Annotated in this window: 24 protein-coding genes; 13 read left to right on the top strand and 11 right to left on the bottom strand. The window is 68.3% G+C overall.

What is annotated here, in order from left to right; translation table 11 throughout:
• Complete coding sequence (locus tag AC4GY7_RS06145; RefSeq protein ID WP_491112518.1) at window positions 1-612, top strand: fasciclin domain-containing protein; 612 nt, start codon at window positions 1-3, stop codon at window positions 610-612.
• 199 nt (window positions 613-811) lie between these two features.
• Here the strand turns inward: AC4GY7_RS06145 and AC4GY7_RS06140 are convergent, their stop codons facing one another.
• The 3 genes from AC4GY7_RS06140 to pgsA are packed head-to-tail and all read right to left on the bottom strand — an operon-like array spanning window position 812 to window position 2,093.
• Window positions 812-1,267 (bottom strand): molybdenum cofactor biosynthesis protein MoaE, encoded by a 456-nt coding sequence (locus AC4GY7_RS06140; RefSeq protein ID WP_491112517.1) that lies wholly within the window; start codon window positions 1,265-1,267, stop codon window positions 812-814.
• Window positions 1,264-1,521 carry a molybdopterin converting factor subunit 1 gene (gene moaD, locus AC4GY7_RS06135; protein WP_491112516.1) on the bottom strand — a complete coding sequence of 86 codons (258 nt, stop codon included), beginning with the start codon at window positions 1,519-1,521 and terminating at the stop codon, window positions 1,264-1,266. The genes AC4GY7_RS06140 and moaD overlap by 4 nt, the downstream gene beginning before the upstream one ends.
• Window positions 1,522-1,526: 5 nt before the next feature.
• A complete protein-coding gene (gene pgsA, locus AC4GY7_RS06130; protein WP_491112514.1) occupies window positions 1,527-2,093 on the bottom strand; it encodes a CDP-diacylglycerol--glycerol-3-phosphate 3-phosphatidyltransferase in 567 nt (188 codons plus the stop codon).
• A 136-nt stretch (window positions 2,094-2,229) separates the two neighbouring features.
• Here pgsA and AC4GY7_RS06125 point away from each other — a divergent pair, with 136 nt between their 5' ends.
• Entirely contained in the window at window positions 2,230-3,519 is a 1,290-nt protein-coding gene (locus AC4GY7_RS06125) for an MFS transporter (protein WP_491112512.1), read from the top strand.
• Between the two features lie 24 nt (window positions 3,520-3,543).
• Here the strand turns inward: AC4GY7_RS06125 and AC4GY7_RS06120 are convergent, their stop codons facing one another.
• A complete protein-coding gene (locus tag AC4GY7_RS06120; RefSeq protein ID WP_491112511.1) occupies window positions 3,544-3,714 on the bottom strand; it encodes a hypothetical protein in 171 nt (56 codons plus the stop codon).
• Window positions 3,715-3,821: 107 nt separating this feature from the next.
• Here AC4GY7_RS06120 and AC4GY7_RS06115 point away from each other — a divergent pair, with 107 nt between their 5' ends.
• Window positions 3,822-4,292 carry a GreA/GreB family elongation factor gene (locus AC4GY7_RS06115; protein ID WP_491112509.1) on the top strand — a complete coding sequence of 157 codons (471 nt, stop codon included), beginning with the start codon at window positions 3,822-3,824 and terminating at the stop codon, window positions 4,290-4,292.
• A 202-nt stretch (window positions 4,293-4,494) separates the two neighbouring features.
• Window positions 4,495-4,686 (top strand): hypothetical protein, encoded by a 192-nt coding sequence (locus AC4GY7_RS06110; protein ID WP_491112508.1) that lies wholly within the window; start codon window positions 4,495-4,497, stop codon window positions 4,684-4,686.
• A 305-nt stretch (window positions 4,687-4,991) separates the two neighbouring features.
• Here the strand turns inward: AC4GY7_RS06110 and AC4GY7_RS06105 are convergent, their stop codons facing one another.
• Window positions 4,992-6,332, bottom strand: a complete 1,341-nt coding sequence (locus tag AC4GY7_RS06105; RefSeq protein WP_491112507.1) for a sensor histidine kinase — start codon at window positions 6,330-6,332, stop codon at window positions 4,992-4,994.
• Between the two features lie 2 nt (window positions 6,333-6,334).
• Window positions 6,335-7,081: a response regulator gene (locus AC4GY7_RS06100; protein WP_443584661.1), complete on the bottom strand. Its 747-nt coding sequence runs from the start codon at window positions 7,079-7,081 to the stop codon at window positions 6,335-6,337.
• Window positions 7,082-7,221: 140 nt separating this feature from the next.
• Between AC4GY7_RS06100 and AC4GY7_RS06095 the strand changes: the two genes are divergently transcribed.
• Entirely contained in the window at window positions 7,222-7,923 is a 702-nt protein-coding gene (locus tag AC4GY7_RS06095; protein ID WP_491112505.1) for an EF-hand domain-containing protein, read from the top strand.
• 116 nt (window positions 7,924-8,039) lie between these two features.
• Here AC4GY7_RS06095 and AC4GY7_RS06090 read toward each other — a convergent pair whose 3' ends face one another.
• Window positions 8,040-9,368: an MFS transporter gene (locus AC4GY7_RS06090; RefSeq protein WP_491112504.1), complete on the bottom strand. Its 1,329-nt coding sequence runs from the start codon at window positions 9,366-9,368 to the stop codon at window positions 8,040-8,042.
• A 168-nt stretch (window positions 9,369-9,536) separates the two neighbouring features.
• Between AC4GY7_RS06090 and cyoA the strand changes: the two genes are divergently transcribed.
• The 5 genes from cyoA to AC4GY7_RS06065 are packed head-to-tail and all read left to right on the top strand — an operon-like array spanning window position 9,537 to window position 14,415.
• Window positions 9,537-10,688, top strand: a complete 1,152-nt coding sequence (gene cyoA, locus AC4GY7_RS06085) for a ubiquinol oxidase subunit II (RefSeq protein WP_491112503.1) — start codon at window positions 9,537-9,539, stop codon at window positions 10,686-10,688.
• 10 nt (window positions 10,689-10,698) lie between these two features.
• The gene (gene cyoB, locus AC4GY7_RS06080) at window positions 10,699-12,699 is read left to right on the top strand and encodes a cytochrome o ubiquinol oxidase subunit I (protein WP_443584657.1); all 2,001 of its coding nucleotides are present in this window, start codon (window positions 10,699-10,701) and stop codon (window positions 12,697-12,699) included.
• Window positions 12,700-12,704: 5 nt separating this feature from the next.
• A complete protein-coding gene (gene cyoC, locus AC4GY7_RS06075; RefSeq protein ID WP_443584656.1) occupies window positions 12,705-13,334 on the top strand; it encodes a cytochrome o ubiquinol oxidase subunit III in 630 nt (209 codons plus the stop codon).
• Window positions 13,331-13,741, top strand: coding sequence for a cytochrome o ubiquinol oxidase subunit IV (gene cyoD, locus AC4GY7_RS06070; RefSeq protein WP_491112501.1), 411 nt, complete (start codon window positions 13,331-13,333; stop codon window positions 13,739-13,741). The genes cyoC and cyoD overlap by 4 nt, the downstream gene beginning before the upstream one ends.
• A gap of 5 nt (window positions 13,742-13,746) precedes the next feature.
• The gene (locus AC4GY7_RS06065) at window positions 13,747-14,415 is read left to right on the top strand and encodes an SURF1 family protein (protein ID WP_491112813.1); all 669 of its coding nucleotides are present in this window, start codon (window positions 13,747-13,749) and stop codon (window positions 14,413-14,415) included.
• 15 nt (window positions 14,416-14,430) lie between these two features.
• Here the strand turns inward: AC4GY7_RS06065 and AC4GY7_RS06060 are convergent, their stop codons facing one another.
• The 3 genes from AC4GY7_RS06060 to AC4GY7_RS06050 are packed head-to-tail and all read right to left on the bottom strand — an operon-like array spanning window position 14,431 to window position 16,313.
• Complete coding sequence (locus AC4GY7_RS06060; protein WP_491112500.1) at window positions 14,431-14,607, bottom strand: DUF4169 family protein; 177 nt, start codon at window positions 14,605-14,607, stop codon at window positions 14,431-14,433.
• A gap of 48 nt (window positions 14,608-14,655) precedes the next feature.
• Window positions 14,656-15,201, bottom strand: coding sequence for a 3'-5' exonuclease (locus AC4GY7_RS06055; RefSeq protein WP_491112498.1), 546 nt, complete (start codon window positions 15,199-15,201; stop codon window positions 14,656-14,658).
• Between the two features lie 26 nt (window positions 15,202-15,227).
• On the bottom strand, window positions 15,228-16,313 hold the full coding sequence (locus tag AC4GY7_RS06050; RefSeq protein WP_491112497.1) for a GNAT family N-acetyltransferase: 1,086 nt from the start codon (window positions 16,311-16,313) through the stop codon (window positions 15,228-15,230).
• Window positions 16,314-16,411: 98 nt separating this feature from the next.
• On the opposite strand from AC4GY7_RS06050, the gene AC4GY7_RS06045 reads away from it, so the two are divergent.
• Window positions 16,412-16,861 (top strand): DUF2721 domain-containing protein, encoded by a 450-nt coding sequence (locus tag AC4GY7_RS06045; RefSeq protein ID WP_443584651.1) that lies wholly within the window; start codon window positions 16,412-16,414, stop codon window positions 16,859-16,861.
• A complete protein-coding gene (locus tag AC4GY7_RS06040) occupies window positions 16,858-17,271 on the top strand; it encodes a DUF4345 domain-containing protein (protein WP_491112496.1) in 414 nt (137 codons plus the stop codon). Before AC4GY7_RS06045 ends, AC4GY7_RS06040 begins: the two co-directional genes overlap by 4 nt.
• A 13-nt stretch (window positions 17,272-17,284) precedes the next feature.
• Here the strand turns inward: AC4GY7_RS06040 and AC4GY7_RS06035 are convergent, their stop codons facing one another.
• The gene (locus AC4GY7_RS06035) at window positions 17,285-18,862 is read right to left on the bottom strand and encodes an amidase (protein ID WP_491112495.1); all 1,578 of its coding nucleotides are present in this window, start codon (window positions 18,860-18,862) and stop codon (window positions 17,285-17,287) included.
• Window positions 18,863-18,984: 122 nt separating this feature from the next.
• Here AC4GY7_RS06035 and AC4GY7_RS06030 point away from each other — a divergent pair, with 122 nt between their 5' ends.
• Window positions 18,985-20,154 carry an MBL fold metallo-hydrolase gene (locus AC4GY7_RS06030; protein ID WP_491112494.1) on the top strand — a complete coding sequence of 390 codons (1,170 nt, stop codon included), beginning with the start codon at window positions 18,985-18,987 and terminating at the stop codon, window positions 20,152-20,154.
• The last annotated feature ends 18 nt before the right edge of the window (window positions 20,155-20,172 follow it).

Below are 20,172 nucleotides of genomic sequence, written 5' to 3'. Positions count from 1 at the left end.
ATGACCCAGACGATCCGCAAAAGGCTGCGCCGTGCCGCGCCGTTGCTCAGCGCCCTGCTGGCCGGCTGCGTTCCACCGGCGGCCACCCCCGTCGTCACGCCGCCGCCGGTGGTCAGCGCCGCCCCTGTGCCGGTCGACCCGTCGCTCATCGGATCGGAAGCGACCATCGCCGCCTCGATCGCCGCGACGCCGGGCTTCCACACGCTGGCGAACGAGCTGCGCACCGCCGAACTCGACCCGCTGCTCGCCGGCCCCGGCCCCTACACGCTGTTCGCGCCGACCGACGCGGCCTTCACCCGCCTCGCACCCGGCATCGCCAACGACCTGCTCGCGCCGGAAAACCGCGCCGCGCTCGTTGCGCTGATGCGCTACCATGTCGTGCCGGGCACGGTGACGACCGAACAATTGACGCAGCGCATCCGGGCAGGCGGCGGCCGCACCGTGCTGACGACGCTGGGCGGCCAGCCGCTCACCGCGACTATGACGGGGAACGTCATCACGCTGACCAGCGCGACCGGCAACCGCAGCTATGTCGAGGCAGCGGACGTCGCGCAGGTCAACGGCGTGATCCACGTGGTGAACGGCGTGCTGGTGCCCACGCTGCCGCGTTAGGCCAACCCTGTCCCCTGACGATTCATTACGGGCTCTCTCCTTCACCGGCCCGGCGAGAGCATGATGAGGTGACACCAAACCGTTCGTGCTGAGCCTGTCGAAGCACAGGTGAGCGTGGATCAACGCCAGAATGTCTCAGCCGATACAGAGGGCAAGAAGAGTCGGCCCTAACGCGTCGCCCCACATCGGACGGCCACCGCTATCGCCCCCAGCGCGCCGCCGCATCGGCGTCGCTGTCGCGCGCCTCCACCCAGCGCGTCTCGTCGCCGCGCGTCTCGCGCTTCCAGAACGGCGCGTCGGTCTTCAGCCGGTCGATCAGATAGGCGCACGCCTCCAGCGCCGCGGCGCGATGCGCCGCCGCCGCCGCGACGAAGACGATCCGTTCGCCCGGCCGCATCGGCCCGACGCGGTGGACGATCGTCGCGCCCTCCAGCGACCAGCGTGCCACCGCCTCTTCGGCGACGCGGGTCAGCGCCGCCTCGGTCGCGCCGGGATAATGTTCGAGTTCGAGCACGGCGACGCCGCCCGCCGCGTCGGCATCGGCGCGGACCAGCCCCGTAAAGGTGGCGACCGCGCCCGAGCCGTCCGCCGCTTCGGCGCGCGCAATCTCTCCGGCGATATCGATCGGCTCCGGCCCGACGGCGATGCGGATCATCCCCCGGTCACCGGGGGGAACAGTGCGACCTCGCGGGCACCGACGATGCTGGCGTCCATCGGCACGAACGCCTGATCGACCGCGGCGCGCAACCGTCCACGATCGGCCAGCGCTTCGGCGCTCGCCGCATCCCGCGCGGCGAGCCAGTCGACCAGCGCCGCGACGCTCGTCACCTCGGCAGGCGGCGTCACCACCTCGCCGCCGCGGCCCATGCGCTCGCGCACCCAGGCGAAATAGAGCAGGTCGATTCCCATCCGCCTCAATCCATGTGCTTCAGGCCGACGCGCAGGTAATCCCAGCCCGTCACCAGCGTCAGCGCCGCCGCCCCCCACAGGCAGGCAAGGCCCGTCACCTTGATCCACACCTCCGCCGGCAGCGCGCCCGCCAGGATCAGCGCGCCGAACGCGACGAGTTGCAGCGTCGTCTTCCACTTGGCGAGCTTCGACACCGGCAGTGACACCTGCAGTCCGGCAAGGAATTCGCGCAGGCCCGACACCGCGATCTCGCGCAACAGGATGATGAGCGCGGCGATCAGGTGAACGCCGGTGATGAGCGCCATGTCGTCGTGTCGCGTGCCGACCAGCATCAGGATCACGGCGGCGACCATGATCTTGTCGGCGATCGGATCGAGGAACACGCCCAACTTCGAGACGGCACCCTGCGCGCGCGCCAGATAGCCGTCGAAATAATCGGTGATGCCCATCAGGCAGTAGAGCGCGAAGGCGATGCCGAAGCCCGCCTCCCACCGCGGCCACCACAGCAGCGCGACGAGCAGCGGCACCGCGACGATACGCGACAGCGTCAAAAGGTTGGGCAAGGTCAGCATCCCCGCTCTCCTACCGCGCCCCGCGCGCCGACGTAAGCCCCGGTCGCCGCGCGCTTCTTCGCTACCCCGTTGGCGATGCCCCTGCACTCCGCTATGCCCGCCGCAGTTTCGCCACGATCGAAGGCCGACGTCTGCCATGTTGAATGCCATGGGGTTGCTGAAGCAGCGCCGCTTCCTGCCCCTTTTCACCACGCAGTTCCTGGGCGCGTTCAACGACAATCTGTTCAAGACGTCGATGGTGCTGTTCGCGACCTATGCGATCTTCAACGACCCGCACATGGAGGCGAATTTCAACGCGCTGGCGACCGGCATCGCCATCCTGCCCTTCTTCCTCCTCTCGGCGCTCGCCGGCCAGCTCGCCGACAGCCACGACAAGGCGCGCATCATCCGCATCGTCAAGACGGCGGAGATCGGCATCATGCTGCTCGGCGCGGCCGGGCTGATGGTCGCGCGCGCCGGCCAGCCACATCTCGGCGTCGGGCTGATGCTGGGCGCGGTGCTGTTCCTCGGCGTGCACTCGACCTTCTTCGGGCCGATCAAATACGCGATCCTGCCGCAGCATCTCAAACCCTGCGACGTGCTGGGCGGCACCGGGCTGGTGGAGGCGGGCACCTATCTCGCCATCCTGCTGGGCACGATCATGGCGGGATGGATTCCGATCGAGGGGGCCGCGATCCTGGTGCTGGTCGTCGCCGCGATCGGCTGGATCTGCGCGCGGCAGGTGCCGCCGGCTCCGCGCGAGGGGCCGCGGCTGAAGCTCAACTACAATCCCTTTACCGCCTCGTGGCGGCTGATCAGCGCGACCATGCACATCCCGCGGCTGTTCCTGGCGATCTGCGCGATCAGCTTCTTCTGGACGATCGGCGCGGTGCTCATCATCGTCTTCCCGCCCCTGGTGAAGAACGTGCTGACCGCCGACGAACGCGTCGCGAGCGGCGCCATCGCCGTCTTCTCGGTCGGCGTCGCGATCGGCTCGGTGGTCATCAACACCATGCTGAAGGGTAAGATCAGCGCCCGCTATTCCCCGGTATCGGTGATCGCGATGGGCGTGTTCGTGGTGATCTTCTCGCTGCTGTGCCGCACCTGGACGCCGGCCGCGCCGGGCCATTATTACGACTGGAGCCAGTTCGTCGCGCAACCGCGCGCCATTCCGATCATGCTCAGCCTGCTCGCCATCGCGACCACCGGTGGCATGTTCGTGGTACCGCTCTACGCCTTCCTCACCACCACGGTGGAAAAGGATCAGACCGCGCGCACCGTGGCTGCCAACAATGTCGTCAACTCTGGAGCGATGACCCTCGGCTCGGTCGCCGTGCTCGGCATCAACATGCTGGGGGTGCGCCCCGTCGACATGCTGCTGGTGGTGGCGGGCATGTGCCTGATCTCCGCCTGGATCGCGCAGAAACTCCACCTCGCCTGCGACTGAATGCCGGGCGGGTCGGCACGCCCGTCAGAGCAGGAACGTGTAGAAGCAGGTGAAGAAGGCCGCGAAGCTGAGCAGGAACAGCTTCCAGTCCTCGTCGTCGCGCTTGCGCACATCGGGCAGCACCGGGGGCGGCAGCGACCGTCGAAACGGGTGGCCGGCGGATTCGTTGGTCAGGACGAGGCGTCTGGTCATCATGGCCGAGTTAACGCTTTGTTTACGATTGGGACCAGCGGCAAAGGTGGTTAAGCCGCACCTGTCCGAGGATGGGACAGGCCGCAGGACAGGGTGAGAGAGGTTTACCGATGAGTGTCGCATTCCGCCGCGAGAGCGACGAGGAGCATCTGGAACCCAAGTTCGAACTGCCGATCCCCGCCGGCCCCAACCTGGTGACGCGCGCCGGCAAGGCGCTGATCGACGCGCGCATCACGGCGATCGAGCATGTGATCGCGGCGGCGGGACCGGAAGACGCAGAGCCCCTGCGCCGCGACCTGCGCTATTGGCAGACCCGCCGCGCGACCGCGATCCCGACCCCCGCTCCCGCCGACGGCAGCGCCGGCTTCGGCACGCGCGTCACGATTCGCCTCGGCAATCGCACCCGCACGATCGCCATCGTCGGCGACGACGAAGCGGATCCGCACGCCGATCGGCTGGCCTATGGCGCGCCGCTCGCCCATGCCCTGATCGGTGCGGAGCCGGGCGATCTGCTGCCGTTCAACGGGCGCGATGATGCGATCGAGGTGCTGGGCGTCGAACCGATCGACCTGCCGGACTGAGCCGAGCTACGAGATCGCGTGCGATCCCGTAGCTCGACCGTCGGGCACCGGGGAGCGCCCGGATATCGGCGGAGCCAGTATGGGAGAGAACGCCGCCGATCCGCGATCCTATCACATATTCATGTTGCCGCCATATGTCCGGCGCGACATTCCGGCGCAATCTGCCGGTCGCATGGCGGGGCCGAAAGAGGTCCCGCCCGTCATGCCAGCGCCATCCGTCCATCCCAGTGCCGCATCACGATCGATCACGACCTGCATCGCCATCGGCCACCGCCCGACGCGCAAACAGACGGAGGACGCCGGCGTCCGCCGCGCGCGCTGCCGCTGCTGCGGCCTGCAACTGATGCGCACCGCGATCAGCCGCCAGTGGATCATCGCCGACCGGCTGGGCTGATCGGACACCGCTGCACCTGCCATTGCCTGATGACACCACGCAAACCGCATCGCCTGATGACACCCCGGAAACCGCATCGCCTGACGACACCACGGAAACCGCATCGCCTGATGACACCACAGAAACCGCATCGCCTGCTGACGCCACGGAAACCGCATCGCCTGCTGACACCACAGAAACCGCATCGCCTGCTGACGCCACGGAAACCGTTCGTGCTGAGCCTGTCGAAGCACAGGTGAGTCTCATGCCCTTCACGGGATCAGGGCAAACGGAGATTCAGTGAGCCGCGTCGACAGACCCATCCTCTAAACCGGCAGCACCACCCGAGCGATCGCGCCACCGGCCGGATGGTTGGCGATCGTCGCATCGCCGCCATGCGCCCGCGCGACCCCGCGCACGCTGCTCAGCCCCAATCCGATGCCGCCGGTGTCGCGATTGCGCGAGCGCTCGCCGCGGAAGAAGGGTTCGAACAGATGGTCGAGGTCGTCGGGGTCGATGCCCGGCCCGTGATCGCGCACCACGATCACCGCATGGCCATCCGTCCGCTCCAACGACACCTCGGCATCGCCCGCATATTTCAGCGCATTGCCGACCAGATTGGCGACCAGCGCCTTCAATCCCACCGGATCGCCCTCGATCACCAGCGGATCGCCATCGTGCAGCATCACCGCCTCGCCCCGATCCTCCAGATCGTCGGTCACGCTTTCCACCAGCGAGCGCAGGTCCAGCCGCCGCCGCTCGCCGCCTTGCGTCGCATCGCGGAAGAAGGCGAGCGCCGCCTGGATCATCGCCTGCATGTCATGGATATCGGCCTCCGCGGTGCGCCGCAGCGGCTCGGGCGCCTGTTCCAGCCGCAGCCCCAGCCGCATCAGCGGCGTGCGCAGGTCGTGCGCGATCGCCGCGATCATCGTCGTGCGGTCCTCGACATAGCGGTTGAGCCGCGCCTGCATGCGGTTGAACGCCGCGGCCGCGTCCGCGATCTCCGCCGGGCCGCCGAGCGGCACGGGCGCCGCCCGCGGATCGCGCCCCAGCCGTTCCGCCGCCGCACCGAAGGCGGCGATCGGCTTGGTCAGCCGGCGCGCCAGCAGCCAGGCGAAGGGCGCCAGCGCCACCATCGCCGCCAGCAGCCACAGGAAGGCACGCCACCGCCAGCTTTCGAACCCGGTCCGCGCCGCGCGTGCGGTCAGCCAGCTGCCGTCCGTCTGCTGCACCGACACGGCGAAATGGCCGAACAGGATCTGGTTGCGCGCATCGGGCGATCGCGGCGGCTGCGGCATGCCGGGGCGATGCGGCATCGGGCCGAAGAACATCGGCGGCGGCCCGCCGAAATGCACCCGCACCCGCTCGGCCGGCACGCCCAGCAGGCCGGCGATGATCCCGCCGATCCGCGTGCCGCGCTCGTCGAACGGCTCGGGATTTTCGGGGTCGCGTGCCAGCAGCAGCTCGCCCGTCGCATCGCGGCCTGAGCGCAGGGCGGCGGCGACCTGCGGCGCGGAATAGATGCGCGGCGTCGGCGGGGTGATGAACACCACCAGCGCGACGTTCAGCGCCTGCACGCTGGCGACGCTCAGCAACATCAGCAGGAATATACGCCAGAACAGCGACTTGCGCACCCACGCCAGCCCCGCCTTCCAGCGACGCGCCATGCTCACAGGCGGCTGACCTGCGGCACGAACAGATAGCCTTCGTTGCGGATGGTGCGGATGATCTCGTCGCCGCCGCTGCGCAGCTTGCGGCGCAGCCGGCTGATCTGCACGTCGATCGCCCGGTCGAAGGCATCGGAATTGGGGCCGCGTGCCGCCTCCAGCAGCCATTCGCGGGTCAGCACGCGGCGCGGCCGCTCGGCAAAGACGCGCAGCAGCGCGAATTCGCCATCGGTCAGGCCGACGAGCACGCCCTGCGCATCGAACAGTTCGTGCGCCAGCAGGTCCATCGTCCACCCGTCGAAGGTCAGGCGGGATCGGTCGGCGGGTTCCGCCTGCTGCCGGCTGCGCAGCGCCGCCCGCAGCGTCGCCAGCACCTCGCGCGCGCTGCACGGCTTGGGCAGGTAATGGCTCGCGCCGATCTCCAGCCCGACGATACGGTCGCGCTCCTCGCCCAGCGCGCTCAGCATGATGACCGCCGGCCCACCATCGCGGGTGATGCGACGGCAGGCGGAGATGCCGTCCTCGCCCGGCATCATCACGTCGAGCAGCACCGCATCGATCCGTTCGCGCTCCAGCACCGCATCCATCTCGCGCGTGTTGGCGGCGGCATGGACGCGGTAGCCGCGCGCGCCGAGGCTCTGGGTCAGCAGGCTGCGGATATCGCGATCATCGTCGACCACCAGGACCGCGGCGGGATCGTCACCCGGATGGCCCGCCCCCGAACCACCCCTGTCATGCTGTTGGCTCATCATGCTGCCCTCATGCCTGCGATTTGTTGCCGCAGGATATCAGCGCAGGCTCGCCCGGTCACCGCGACCATGTGCGCGGCTGACATTCGCCGGCAACATTGGGCTGGTTCGGTGCCGCCACCATCGGGGAGCCGCTTGCTATGAACCGTACCATCGCCATCCTTCTCGCCACCGCCCTCGGCTGCACCGCCGCCGGTGTATCCGCCCAGGCCCATCGCCGCGTCTTCATCAGTCCGATGGGCCAGCCGTTCCGCGCGACCGACACCGCACCCGATCCGGAGCGGGCCTGGTTCACCGCGGTGGACGCCAATGGCGACGGCATCGTCACCGCCGCCGAATTCCGCGCTGACGCCGCCCGCTTCTTCGCGATCCTCGACCGCAAGCATGACGGCGAGATCGATCCCGACGACATCGACTATTACAAAAACACGCTCGCCCCTGAGGTCCGCTCCAACGAAGGGCCGGGGATCAGCGCGAGCATGGCGGGATCGGAAGGCGAATCGAAAGCGCCCGCCTATGATTCGCGTCGCCTGGGCGCGGCGCGCTTCAGCTATTTCGACCTGCCCGAGCCGGTGACCTCGGCCGACCGCAACTTCAACCGCGGTATCGATGCCCGCGAATTCGCCGACGCCGCCGACAAGCGCTTCGATGCGCTCGACAAAAAGAAGGACGGCAAGCTCACCTGGGACGAACTGCCCCACGTCAGCGGCCGGATGGAAGGCCCGCAGCACCGCGGCAAGGGCGACCCGGGCGGCGGTGGCCATCGCGGCGGCGGCCGCGGCATGCGGGGCGGCGGTGGTGGCGGTTTCGGGGGAGCGGGCGGCGGCTTCGGCGGCGACTAAAACATTCGGCGCACCCGGCTCGCCAACTTTCCGTTCGCCCTGAGCCTGTCGAAGGGCAGGCTCAGGGCGAACGAATCAGATTTGACGCGCGACTCCCTGCGCGAGACGCTCCCGCCTCAATCGAGGCGGCGCGCCAGTTCCTTGTTCAGCCCCAGCGCGACCAGCGTCGCCACCGCGCCCGACAGCAGATACCCACCCGCCGCGAGCAGCCCGAACTGGCTCGCCAGCACCAGCGCGGCGAGCGGCGCGAAACCGGCACCGAACAGCCAGGCGAGGTCCGACGTCAGCGCCGCACCGGTATAGCGCGCCCGCTTGGGGAAATTGTTGGTCACCGCGCCCGACGACTGGCCGAACGACAGGCCGAGCAGCACGAAGCCGCCGATCATGAAGGCGAGCTCGCCCGCATCGCCGACCGCCAGCAGCTGCGGCGCGAAGCCGCTGAACACCGCGATGCCGACCGCCGTATAGCCGAGCACCGAACGCCGCCCGATCCGGTCGGCGAGCAGACCCGAGATGACGACCGAGCCCAGACCGAAGAAGGCGCCGATGATTTCGATGCCGAGGAAGCGGGCGATATCCTCCCTGGTGAACAGCGCGACCCAGGAGAGCGGGAACACCGTCACCATGTGGAACAGCGCGAAGCTCGCGAGCGGAGCGAAGGCGCCGATGACGATGTTGCGCCACTGCGCCTTCACCGTCGCGGTGACGCGGCTGGGCGTCAGCTCGCGGCTCTTGAACAGCTCGGTATATTCCGGCGTCACCACGATGCGCAGGCGGGCGAACAGCGCCACCACGTTGAGCGCGAAGGCAACGAAGAAGGGATAGCGCCAGCCCCACGACAGGAAGTCCACCGCCTCCATGTTGGCGAGCAGGAAGGCGAACAGCGCGCTGGCGACGATCAGGCCGAGCGGCGCGCCGAGCTGCGGCACCATGGCATACCAGCCACGCTTCTCCGGCGGCGCGTTGAGCGCCAGCAGCGAGGCCAGGCCATCCCAGGCGCCGCCGAGGGCAAGGCCCTGACCGATGCGGAAGGCGGCGAGCAGGAAGGCCGAAGCCATGCCGACCTCGGCATAGCCGGGCAGGAAGGCGAGCGACACGGTGGAGGTGCCGAGCAGGAACAGCGCGATCGTCAGCTTGGTGCCGCGGCCGTATTCGCGATCCACCCACATGAAGATCTGCGTGCCGATCGGCCGCGCGATGAAGGCGAGCGGAAACAGGGCGAACGACCAGAGCGTGCCCGTCAGCCGATCGACATAAGGGAAGACCAGCGCCGGAAAGACGATGACGGAGGCGATGGCATAGCAGAAGAAGTCGAAGAATTCCGACGTCCTGCCGATGATGACCCCGATCGCGATCTCGCCCGGACGGACCTCATGGTCGCCCCGGGTGTTGACGGCACGTGCATCGCGTTCGAGCGGCGCTGAATGGGCGGAAGCCACTGACATGTATCACAGTCCTGTCGTCTCGCGGCCCTGGAGCCACCGGTCACAAACGCATGTCCTGCCCGTTCGGGTGCAGCGCAAGCGGCTTCGTGTACCGCAAGCCATGTTACGGCTCGATAGGACAAAATGTCCTATTCCGCCGGCCACTTGCCAGGCGTAGCGGAGATGACGATGCGAACCCTTCCGTTCCCCCGCGCCCGCTCCGCATGCGCCGCCGCCCTTGCGCTCGCCGCCCCGCTCCTGCTCGGCGGCTGCGACTGGGTGGTCATGAACCCTACCGGCGATGTCGCGCGCCAGCAGGCGCACCTCATCCTGTGGTCGACCGGGCTGATGCTGCTCATCATCATCCCCGTCATCGCGCTCACCATCCTGTTCGCGTGGAAATACCGCCACACCAACGAGGATGCGGAATATGCTCCCGACTGGGACCATTCGACGGGGCTCGAACTCGTCATCTGGGCAGCGCCGCTGATGATCATCATCGCGCTGGGCGCGCTGACCTGGATCAGCACCCACGCGCTCGATCCGTATCGCCCGCTCGCGCGCCTTGCCAAGGGGCAGCCGCTCGCCAAGACCGACAAGCCGCTGGAGATCCAGGTGGTGTCGCTCGACTGGAAGTGGCTGTTCATCTACCCCGAACAGGGCGTGGCGACGGTCAACGAGCTGGTCCTGCCGGTCAACCGCCAGGTCCGCTTCCGCCTCACCTCGTCGTCGGTGATGAACACCTTCTACGTGCCGACCATGGCGGGCATGATCTACACCATGCCGGGCATGGAGACGCGGCTGCACGCGGTGCTCAACAAGCCCGGCCGGTTCAACGGCTTTTCCGCCAATTACAGCGGCGCCGGCTTCTCGGAGATGGACTTCGTCGTCACCGCGACCGACGATGCCGGCTTCGCAGGCTGGGTGAACAAGGCCCGTGCAGCCGGACAGCGGCTCGATCTTGCCGCCTACAACCAGCTCGAACGCCCCAGCGAGAACGTGCCGCCCGCACGTTATGCCGGCGCCGCCCCGCAGCTCTTCGACCGCATCCTCGGCATGTGCACCAAGCCCGGCGAGACCTGCATGCAAGCGACGATGATGAAGGACATGCACGCCGGCGGCGGCCATGGATCGGCGGTCAACGACACACCGCATCAGCGCGGCAGCGACGCTAAGGGCGCGATCCTCAAGGAGCCGGAGGAAAAGGGCAGTAGCCCGCATATGACCCAGCCGCGCGGCAAGCCCGAAGGCAGCACCGAACCCGGTTCGGGCGCCAACCGCAACATGACCTCGCTCGACCCGACCGCCCTCCCCGGCCGGGTCGCGACCGCCCGTTCGTAGGACCGACACGATGTCCGATTCGCTTCTCAAGACCATCTTCGGGCGGCTGACGCTCGAAAGCTTCCCGATCCACGAACCGATCCTGATCGCGACCTTCGCCGGCGTCGCCCTGGGCGGCATCGCGCTGGTCGCCGCCCTCACCTACTTCAAGGTCTGGGGCTATTTATGGAAGGAGTGGTTCACCAGCGTCGACCACAAGAAGATCGGGATCATGTACATGATCCTCGGCATCATCATGCTGCTGCGCGGCTTCTCCGACGCGATCATGATGCGCATCCAGCAGGCGATCGCCTTCGGCCCGAACGACGGCTACCTGCCCGCGCACCACTACGACCAGGTGTTCACTGCGCACGGCGTCATCATGATCTTCTTCGTGGCGATGCCCTTCGTCACCGGCCTGATGAACTATGTCGTGCCGCTGCAGATCGGCGCGCGCGACGTGTCGTTCCCCTTCCTCAACAATTTCAGCTTCTGGATGACCGCGGCGGGCGCGGCGATCGTCATGGTCAGCCTGTTCGTCGGCGAATTCGCGCGCACCGGCTGGCTGGCGATGGCGCCGCTGTCAGGCCTCGACTATTCGCCCGACGTCGGCGTGGATTACTACATCTGGGCGTTACAGGTGGCGGGCGTCGGCACCTTGTTATCCGGCGTCAACCTGCTCGCGACCATCGTCAAGATGCGCGCACCGGGCATGACCCTCATGAAGATGCCGATCTTCACCTGGTCGGCGCTGACCACCAACGTGCTGATCGTCGCCGCGTTCCCGGTGCTCACCGCGGTGCTCGCGCTGCTCAGCCTCGATCGCTATTTCGGCACGCACTTCTTCACCAACACCATGGGCGGCAACCCCATGATGTACGTCAACATGATCTGGATCTGGGGCCATCCTGAGGTCTACATCCTGATCCTGCCGGCGTTCGGCGTGTTTTCGGAAGTCACCTCGACGTTCTGCGGCAAGCGCCTGTTCGGCTATACGTCGATGGTCTACGCGCTGCTGGTCATCACCATCCTCGCCTATCTCGTCTGGCTGCACCACTTCTTCACCATGGGGTCGGGGGCGAGCGTCAATTCGTTCTTCGGCATCACCACGATGATCATCTCGATCCCGACGGGCGCGAAGATCTTCAACTGGCTGTTCACCATGTACAAGGGGCGAATCCGCTTCGAATTGCCGATGATGTGGACGATCGCGTTCATGATCACCTTCGTGATCGGCGGCATGACCGGCGTGCTGCTCGCGGTGCCGCCGGCCGACTTCGTGCTGCACAACTCGCTGTTCCTGGTCGCGCACTTCCACAACGTCATCATCGGCGGCGTGCTGTTCGGGATGTTCGCGGGGATCAACTATTGGTTCCCGAAGGCGTTCGGCTTCAAGCTCGACCGCAAATGGGGCACGATCAGCTTCTGGTTCTGGGTCATCGGCTTCTACGTCGCCTTCATGCCGCTGTACGTGCTCGGCCTGATGGGCGTGACGCGGCGCCTGCGTCACTTCGACGATCCCAGCCTGCAGATCTGGTTCATCATCGCCGCCATCGGCGTCGCGATGATCGCGGTCGGCATCGCCGCCTTCCTGATCCAGTTCTACGTCAGCTTCCGCAACCGCGAGCAGCTGCGCGACTTCACCGGCGATCCGTGGAACGGCCGCAGCCTGGAATGGGCGACCTCGTCGCCGCCGCCGGCGTATAACTTCGCCTTCACGCCGGTCGTCCGCGATCTCGACGCCTGGTACGACATGAAGTCGAACAACGCCGTGCGTCCGACCGGGGGCTTCCGCGACATCCACATGCCGCGCAACACCGGTGCCGGCCTGATCCTGGCCGGGCTGTCGGGCGTCTTCGCCTTCGCGATGATCTGGTACATGTGGTGGCTGGCGGTGCTGGCGTTCGTCGCGCTGGTCGCGGTCGCGATCGGCCACACCTTCAACTACGACCGCGATTACTATATCCCGGCGGCCGAGGTGACCGAGGCCGAGGATCTGCGCACACAGCAACTCGCCGCACGGGGGGCCTGAGGACCATGAGCGAAGCGACCATCCCCCCCGGTGCGCAGGCACCGGTGTTCTACGAGACGGACGAACATCACCACGACGCCGGCGGCAGCACCATGCTGGGCTTCTGGCTGTACCTGATGAGCGACTGCCTGATCTTCGCCATGCTGTTCGCCAGCTATGGCGTCTACGGCGGCAGCTATGCGGGCGGTCCGCAGCCGCACGAGATCTTCAAGCTGCCGCTGGTGGCGCTGAACACCTCGATGCTGCTGCTGTCGTCGATCACCTATGGCTTCGCCATGCTGGCGATGAACGACGGCAAGGTCCGCGCCGTGCAGGGCTGGCTGGCGGTCACCGGCCTGTTCGGCCTCGGCTTCCTGTGCATCGAGCTATACGAATTTTCCGAACTGATCGCCGAGGGTGCCGGGCCGCAGCGCAGCGCCTTCCTGTCGGCGTTCTTCACCCTCGTCGGCACGCACGGCCTGCACGTCACCTTCGGCATCATCTGGCTGGTGACGCTGATGGTGCAGGTCGGCCGCAAGGGGCTGATCGCCGCCAACCAGCGCCGCCTGCAATGCCTGTCGCTGTTCTGGCACTTCCTCGACGTGATCTGGATCGGCGTCTTCACCTTCGTCTACCTGCTGGGAGTGCTGCGATGAGCCTCGACAACCCGGTCGCGGGCCAGCCGCACCACGACCATGCGCACGACAATGCTCACGGTCACGGCCATTCCTCAGCCGAGGCGCATGGCACCCGCAAGGATTACATCATCGGCTTCGTGCTGTCGGTGATCCTCACCGCGATCCCCTTCGGACTGGTGATGAGCGGCGTCATCGCCGACGCGCGGGTCACCGCCGGCATCGTGATGGTCTTTGCGCTGGTGCAGATCGTCGTGCACATGATCTACTTCCTGCACATGAACTCCAAGTCGGAGAACGGCTGGACGCTGATGGCGCTGATCTTCACGATCATCATCGTCACCATCTGCCTTGCGGGATCCTTGTGGGTCATGTTCCACATGAACCTCAACATGATGCCGCAGCCCGGAGATATGGGCGGGATGTGACCGCCATGCGCGGCAAGCTGACGGTCGGTGCGCTGCTGGCCGTCATCGCGCTGCTGGTCGGCCTCGGCGTCTGGCAGCTCCAGCGGCGGACGTGGAAGCTGGCGCTGATCGCCCATACTGAGGCGATGCTGGCGAGCCCGCCAGTCGCCGCCCCCGGACCGGCGCGATGGCCGGCCATCGGCAGCGCCGATCTCTACCGCCCGGTGGTGGCGAGCGGCCGCTACCGGTCCGGCGCCGACACCTATGTGCAGGCGGTGACCGACTTCGGCGGCGGCTATTGGGTGCTGACGCCGCTCGAAACGGATCGCGGCTTCACAATACTGATTAATCGCGGCTTCGTCCCGTCGGACTTGCGCGGCAAGGCGCCGCCCCCTCCCGGCGTGCAGTCCGTGCGCGGTCTGCTGCGGCTGAGCGAGCCCGGCGGCGGCTTCCTGCGCCACAACGATCCCGCCGCGGATCGCTGGTACTCGCGCGACGTCGCCGCCATCGATGCGGCGAAGCGCCTCGGCCGCATCGCACCCTATTTCATCGATGCCAGCGAACCCCGCACCGGCTGGCCGCGTGGCGGCCTGACCGTGGTCCGCTTCCGCAACACGCACCTCGTCTATGCGCTGACCTGGTTCGGCCTTGCCCTGTTGGTAGCCGTAATGGCGTGGCGGGTGCGCCAGCGCTAGCGCAGGTTGTGATGGTCAGTCGTCCAGCTTGGCGCCATCCACGATCCGGGCAGCGCGAGCGGCCTCCTGAGCCTCCGCCTCGCGCTCGGCCTTGGTGCGGCCGAACTTGGCGCGATTCGCGGCGGCCGTCCGCCCGGCGGCCTCGCGGTCACGTGCCTTTCGGGCGCGTCTCAGGTTGATGATCTCTGCCATGGCGGGATCCTACCATGCTGCGACCGCCAGAGGCAGGGCTATAGAAGCTCAGCGCCCCGCCATCTCTTCCGCCGCCCGCTTCACCAGGCACCAGCGCCGCCACTCATCGCGCGCATCCGCCAGCGCGCGGTGCGCCGGCACGTCGCGGTCGCGCACCTCGGCCAGCGCCACAACATCGGCCACCGCCCGCCCAAGCTCGGCCGCTGGCACCGCATCGCGCAGGATGGCCGTCGCGATGCCGCGCTGCGCCTCCTCGGTATCGTGCAGCCGCAGCGCGTGGCGCGGCAGCTTCGCCGCCCGCAGCAGCGCGCTCAACCATTTGCCGTCCCAGGACGGCGCGCTCGCATACAGGTCGTGCCCGGTCAGCGCCGCGATCATTCGCTGCGCCACCACGTCGTGCGGCGTGCCCTCCGCCAGCAGCGTCGCGCGCGGGATATGGTGCACCGCCTCCGCCGTCGCGTCCCAATCGTCCCATTGCGCGGGCGGCCGGATCAGGTGGCTCTCTTCACGCCCGTCCTCGAACACCCAGGCGACCTCGATCGGATAGCTCTTCTTGGCGAGCGACGAGGCTTCGAAATCGAGGAAGACGTGCATGACCGGGATAACGCGGCAGCGGCGCCTCAGTGCCCCGATCGCCGCCACGCAGTCCGCAGCAGCCGCCCGGCCAGCGCCGGCAGGCCCGGCCGCAGCAGCAGCCAGTCGCGAATCGCCGGCCCCTTGTCGGCGCCGATCACCTGCTTGTAGCCGCTGTCGCCCGCGCCCCAGTCGACGCGGGTGATGCCACGGTCTATCGCCGTGACGAGGTTGCGGTAATGCAGCAACTTGCCCGGCGAATGCTTGGCGTAGGCGGGGTCGTAGCTGTTGGCGATCGCATGGGTCAGGTCGCCGGCGTCCAGGTCGAACGAAAAGGCGGCGGGCCGGCCATCGATGGTCAGCAGCGCTCCCCGCATCATGCCGGCCACCACCGGGTCGGCCGCCGCGGCCCGCCAGAAGGCGCCATGGCCGGTTGCGGTGAATTTGGCATCGGAGCCGTCGGTCCGTGCCGCGATCCAGCTCGCCTGTTCGACCTGCGCCAGCGCATCGAACGCAGCCGGCCAGTCCGCCCCCGTCACAAAGCGCCACGCAGGTTCGCCATGGGCGGCGAGATGCTTCTCGTGGAAGCGGTTCTTGCGCAGCGTCGATCCTCGCGGCCATGCGCCTTCCGCCTGCAAGGCCGCCATGTCGAGCAGCCAGCTGTCGGCGATGAAGCGGTCGATCACCGCCCAACCCGCCGCCCGCGCCGCCGCGATCAGCGCCGTCGCCGCCGGGTCACCGTCATAGACCGGCCCGATCCTCACGCCGTTCGCGGTGCCTGCCAGCGTCGCCAGCGCCACCTTCACCGCCGCCTCGCCCGCATCCTCGGCGATCGGAAAGCTGCGGAACGGCCAATAGCAGCCCGGCACCGCGGCGATGCGCAGCACCGGCGGCCCCAGGCCAACCAGCGGCAGCGCCAGCACCGGCTCGCCATCCTCTTCGACCAGCAGCGTCCGCGCCTCGCCGCCATAGGCCGCCAGTGCCGCGGCGAACCAGCCGTGGCGCAGGAAGGCGTGGCTGGCGGGCCCGCGTTCGGCGACCCGGTCGATCGCCACCGCCAGCCCCTCGGTCACGCTGCCGCGCGCCACCGGCGGCAGCCGCTCGAAATCGGCGAGGAGCATCGGCTTGGTCACGCATGCGGGTTAGCCGCTATCGGTTACCAAGGCGTGCAGGCTTGCGGCGGGCCGTGCACCCTATCGCACGGCATGCCGCCCGGCCTATGGTGGCGGCCATGCCGGTGTTCCTTCAGGTTTCCACGATCGCGCAGACGATCCAGCTGTCGCTCGCGCCTGTCTTCATGCTGGCGGCGATCGGCCAGATCCTCAACGTGCTCGCCGGCCGCCTCGCCCGCGTCATCGACCGCGCCCGTGCGCTCGAAGAGCGGGTGCCCGATGCCGAGGGGGCCGAGCGCCAGCGTCACGTATGGGAATTGAAGCTGCTCGACGAACGCATGTCGATCATCAACGCGGCGCTGTTCCTCGCGGTATCCAGCGCGGTGATGGCCTGCATCGTCATCGCCCTGCTGTTCATCGCCAACATCGCCAAATTCCACATCGGCACGTGGATCGCGCTCGTCTTCATCGTCGCCGTCAGCCTCCTGATCTGCTGCCTCACCGCCTTCATGTGGGAGGTGCGGGTCAGCCTGCGCGCGATCCACGTCCGCAAGGAGATCCTGTCGTGACTCTCGCCGCCGAACGCCGGCTGCTGCAGGCGGTGGTGGCGCTGGCCTGCCTCGTGCCGCTGAGCATCGGCGGCGAAAGCGTGCTGCGCGGGCCGGGCTTCCTCGGCCATCCGCCGGTGATCCCGACCGATCTCGACAGCCATTTCCGCTACATATCGGGCATCTTCTTCGCCGTCGGCATCGCCTTCGCCAGCTGTGTGCCGCGGATCGAGGCCACCGGCCCCCGCTTCCGCCTACTCGGCGCGCTGGTGGTCGCCGGCGGCCTTGCCCGGCTGATTTCGCTGGTGCAGGTCGGCGTGCCGTCCGCGGGGCATCTGTTCGGCTTCGCGATGGAACTCGGCGCAGTGCCGCTGCTGATGCTGTGGCAGCGGAGCTTCGCGCACCGCTGGGCCACCGCCCTTGCCCGCTAGAGCGAGCGCGGACTCACCGCACCCCCTCCAGCCCCTCGCCCACATCCGCCTGTTGCAGATAGCGCGGCGCCACCCGCGCCTTGGCCCGCTGTTCATAGGCATAGCCCGCACCCAGCACCGTCGCCTCGCCGTTCTTCGTCGCGATGAACGACAGGCCGACCGGCAGCCCCTTCACCAGCCCCATCGGCACGGTGAGGTTGGGATAACCCGCCACCGCCGGCAGTTCCGACGACGACGGGCCGTTATACTGGTCGCCATACACCGGATCGCTCAGCCAAGCGCCGGCATAGGTCGGCTCCACCAGCACCTGCGCGCCGGCGCTGCGCAGCATCCCGTCGATCGCTTCGCTCGCCAGCCGCAGCGACGTCGCGCGCGCCGCCTTGTAGGCCGGGTCGTTCAGCCCCTTGGTCTTCGCCGCCTCTTCGAAGATCTCCTGCTGGAAGAACGGCATCTCCTCGGCCGCATGCGCCCGGTTGAAGGCGATCAGCTGGTCGAGCGTCCGCGCGGTCACCGCTGGCGGCGTGGTCGCCAGATACGCCTCCAGGTCCGCCTTCAACTCGGTCTTGAGCACGGTGAACTCGGCATCGCCGATCCCCTCCAGCTTGGGCGGCTTGACGTCGACCAGCACCGCGCCGGCCCCTTTCAGCACCGCCAGCGCCGCCTCGTATCGCGCCGCCAGCGCTGCCGACAGCCCGTCCGGCCGCAGCACCGCGATGCGCATGCCCGACAGTGCGCTCACCGTCAGGCCGGCGGCATAATCGCGCGGCACCGCCCCCGCCGTGGTCGGGTCGGCCGGATCGGCCGCGACCATCGCCGAAAACAGGATCGCCACGTCGCGCACGCTCCGCGCCATCGGCCCCGGCGTATCCTGCGAATGGCTGATCGGCACCACGCGGGTGCGGCTGACGAGGCCGATCGACGGCTTCAGCCCGACCAGCCCGTTGATCGACGAGGGACAGACCACCGACCCGTCCGTCTCCGTGCCAACCGCTGCCGCCGCGAAGCTCGCCGCCACCGCCGCGCCCGACCCCGACGAGGAACCGCAGGCGGTGCGATCGAGCGCATAGGGGTTGCGTACCAGCCCGCCGACCGCGCTCCACCCGCTCATCGCATGGGTCGAGCGGATGTTCGCCCATTCGCTGAGGTTGGTCTTGCCGAGGATCACCGCCCCCGCCGCGCGCAGCGCCGCCACCACCGGCGCGTCGCGGCGGGTGACATTGTCCTTCAGCGCCAGGCTGCCCGCCGTGGTCGCCATCGCATCGGCGGTCTCGATATTGTCCTTGATCAGCACCGGTACGCCGTGCAGCGGGCCGCGCACCCGCCCCGCCCTGCGCTCGGCATCCAGCGCCTTGGCCTGCGCCAGTGCATCGGGATTGACCGCGATGACGCTGCGCAGCTTCGGCCCCTTGCGATCCATCGCCGCGATCCGGTCGAGATAGGCGCGGGTCAGGTCGGCGCTGCTCGCCTTGCCGGCGCTCATCAGCGCCTGCGCCTGTTCCAGCGACACCTCCTCCACCGCAACCTTGCGCGCCGCAGCCGGTGCCGCCGCCAGCGTGCCGGCCAGCACAATCGCCAGTGAAATCCGCAGCATATAACCCCCTGTTGACGATCCGATGCTAGCGGAGCCGCCCCGCAGCGCAAGCGGCGTCGCATCGCGGATGAACCCGCGGCAGGTCGCGGCGTTCACCCAGATCAACGTGGCAAAGGACAATCGTGGCACTGGCAGCGAAGATCGTCGGCGGGATCGTGGTGGTGCTGGTGGTGGCGATCGGCCTCGCGCTGACGATCGTCCCGCGCTTTCTCGACCGGCTCTATTACGAAGGGCCGGAGAGCGACCATTACGATGGTGCCCGCTTCTTCAATCCCGATGGCGATCAGGATACGATGCGCCTGCCCGCGCGCGGCGGCCGCGCCGGCTTCTTCTGGCGCCAGATGACCGGCCGCGACGGCCGCCCCGCGTGGCCGACCAGCGTGCCGGTCACTCCGGCGAAACCGCCGGCGCGCGTCGAGGGCGACCGCATGCTCGTCACTTGGATCGGCCACGCCAGCGTGCTGATCCAGACCCAGGGCCTCAACATCCTCACCGACCCGATCTACGCGGAGCGTGCCGGCCCGTTCGGCTTCGGCCCGAAACGGGTGGCGGCACCCGGCGTGGCGTTCGACGACCTGCCGAAGATCGACCTCGTGCTGGTCAGCCACAACCATTACGACCATCTCGATCAGGCGGCGCTGCAACGGCTGTGGCAGCGCGACCGGCCGCAGATCGTCACCAGCCTCGGCAACGACAGCGTGATCGGGCAGGTCGGGGCGAAGGCGACCGCGCTCGACTGGGGGCAGCGGGTCGACGTGCGGCCGGGCGTCGCGGTGGCGGTCACCCGCAACCACCATTGGGGCAGCCGCTGGTTCACCGATCGCAACCGCGCGCTGTGGTCCAGCTTCGTGGTGAGCCTGCCCGGCGGCAACATCTTCTTCGCCGGCGACACCGGCTTCGGCGACGGCCGCTGGCCGGCCGAGGCGGCGCGGCTCGGCCCGGTCCGCTTTGCGATGATCCCGATCGGCGCCTTCCGCTTCGCGCCCGGCCAGATGAGTTCGGGCAGCCATGTCGGCCCGGCCGAGGCCGCGCTGATCCACCAGCGGCTGGGCGCGGCGCGATCGATGGCGATCCACTGGGGAACGTTCCGCCTGTCCTATGAAGGCTATGACACGCCGCCGAAGATGCTGGCCGCGGCGATGCGGTGCAGTGGCGGCGAGGGCTTCACCGCCGAACGGATCGGCGTGCCCTTCGACGTCCCGCCCTATGCCGCGCCCGACACGAGCCAGCCGATGGAGCGGGAAACGATGCTACGCTGCCTCGACACGCCCGAGGTGAAAGCGCTGCGGTGAGCCAAAAGCCCCTCCCCT

It is taken from the genome of Sphingomonas sp. SP5 (genome assembly GCF_058313455.1).
The sequence above is the reverse complement of the archived record's forward strand: the minus strand, read 5'-3'. Positions and strand labels throughout refer to the sequence as shown.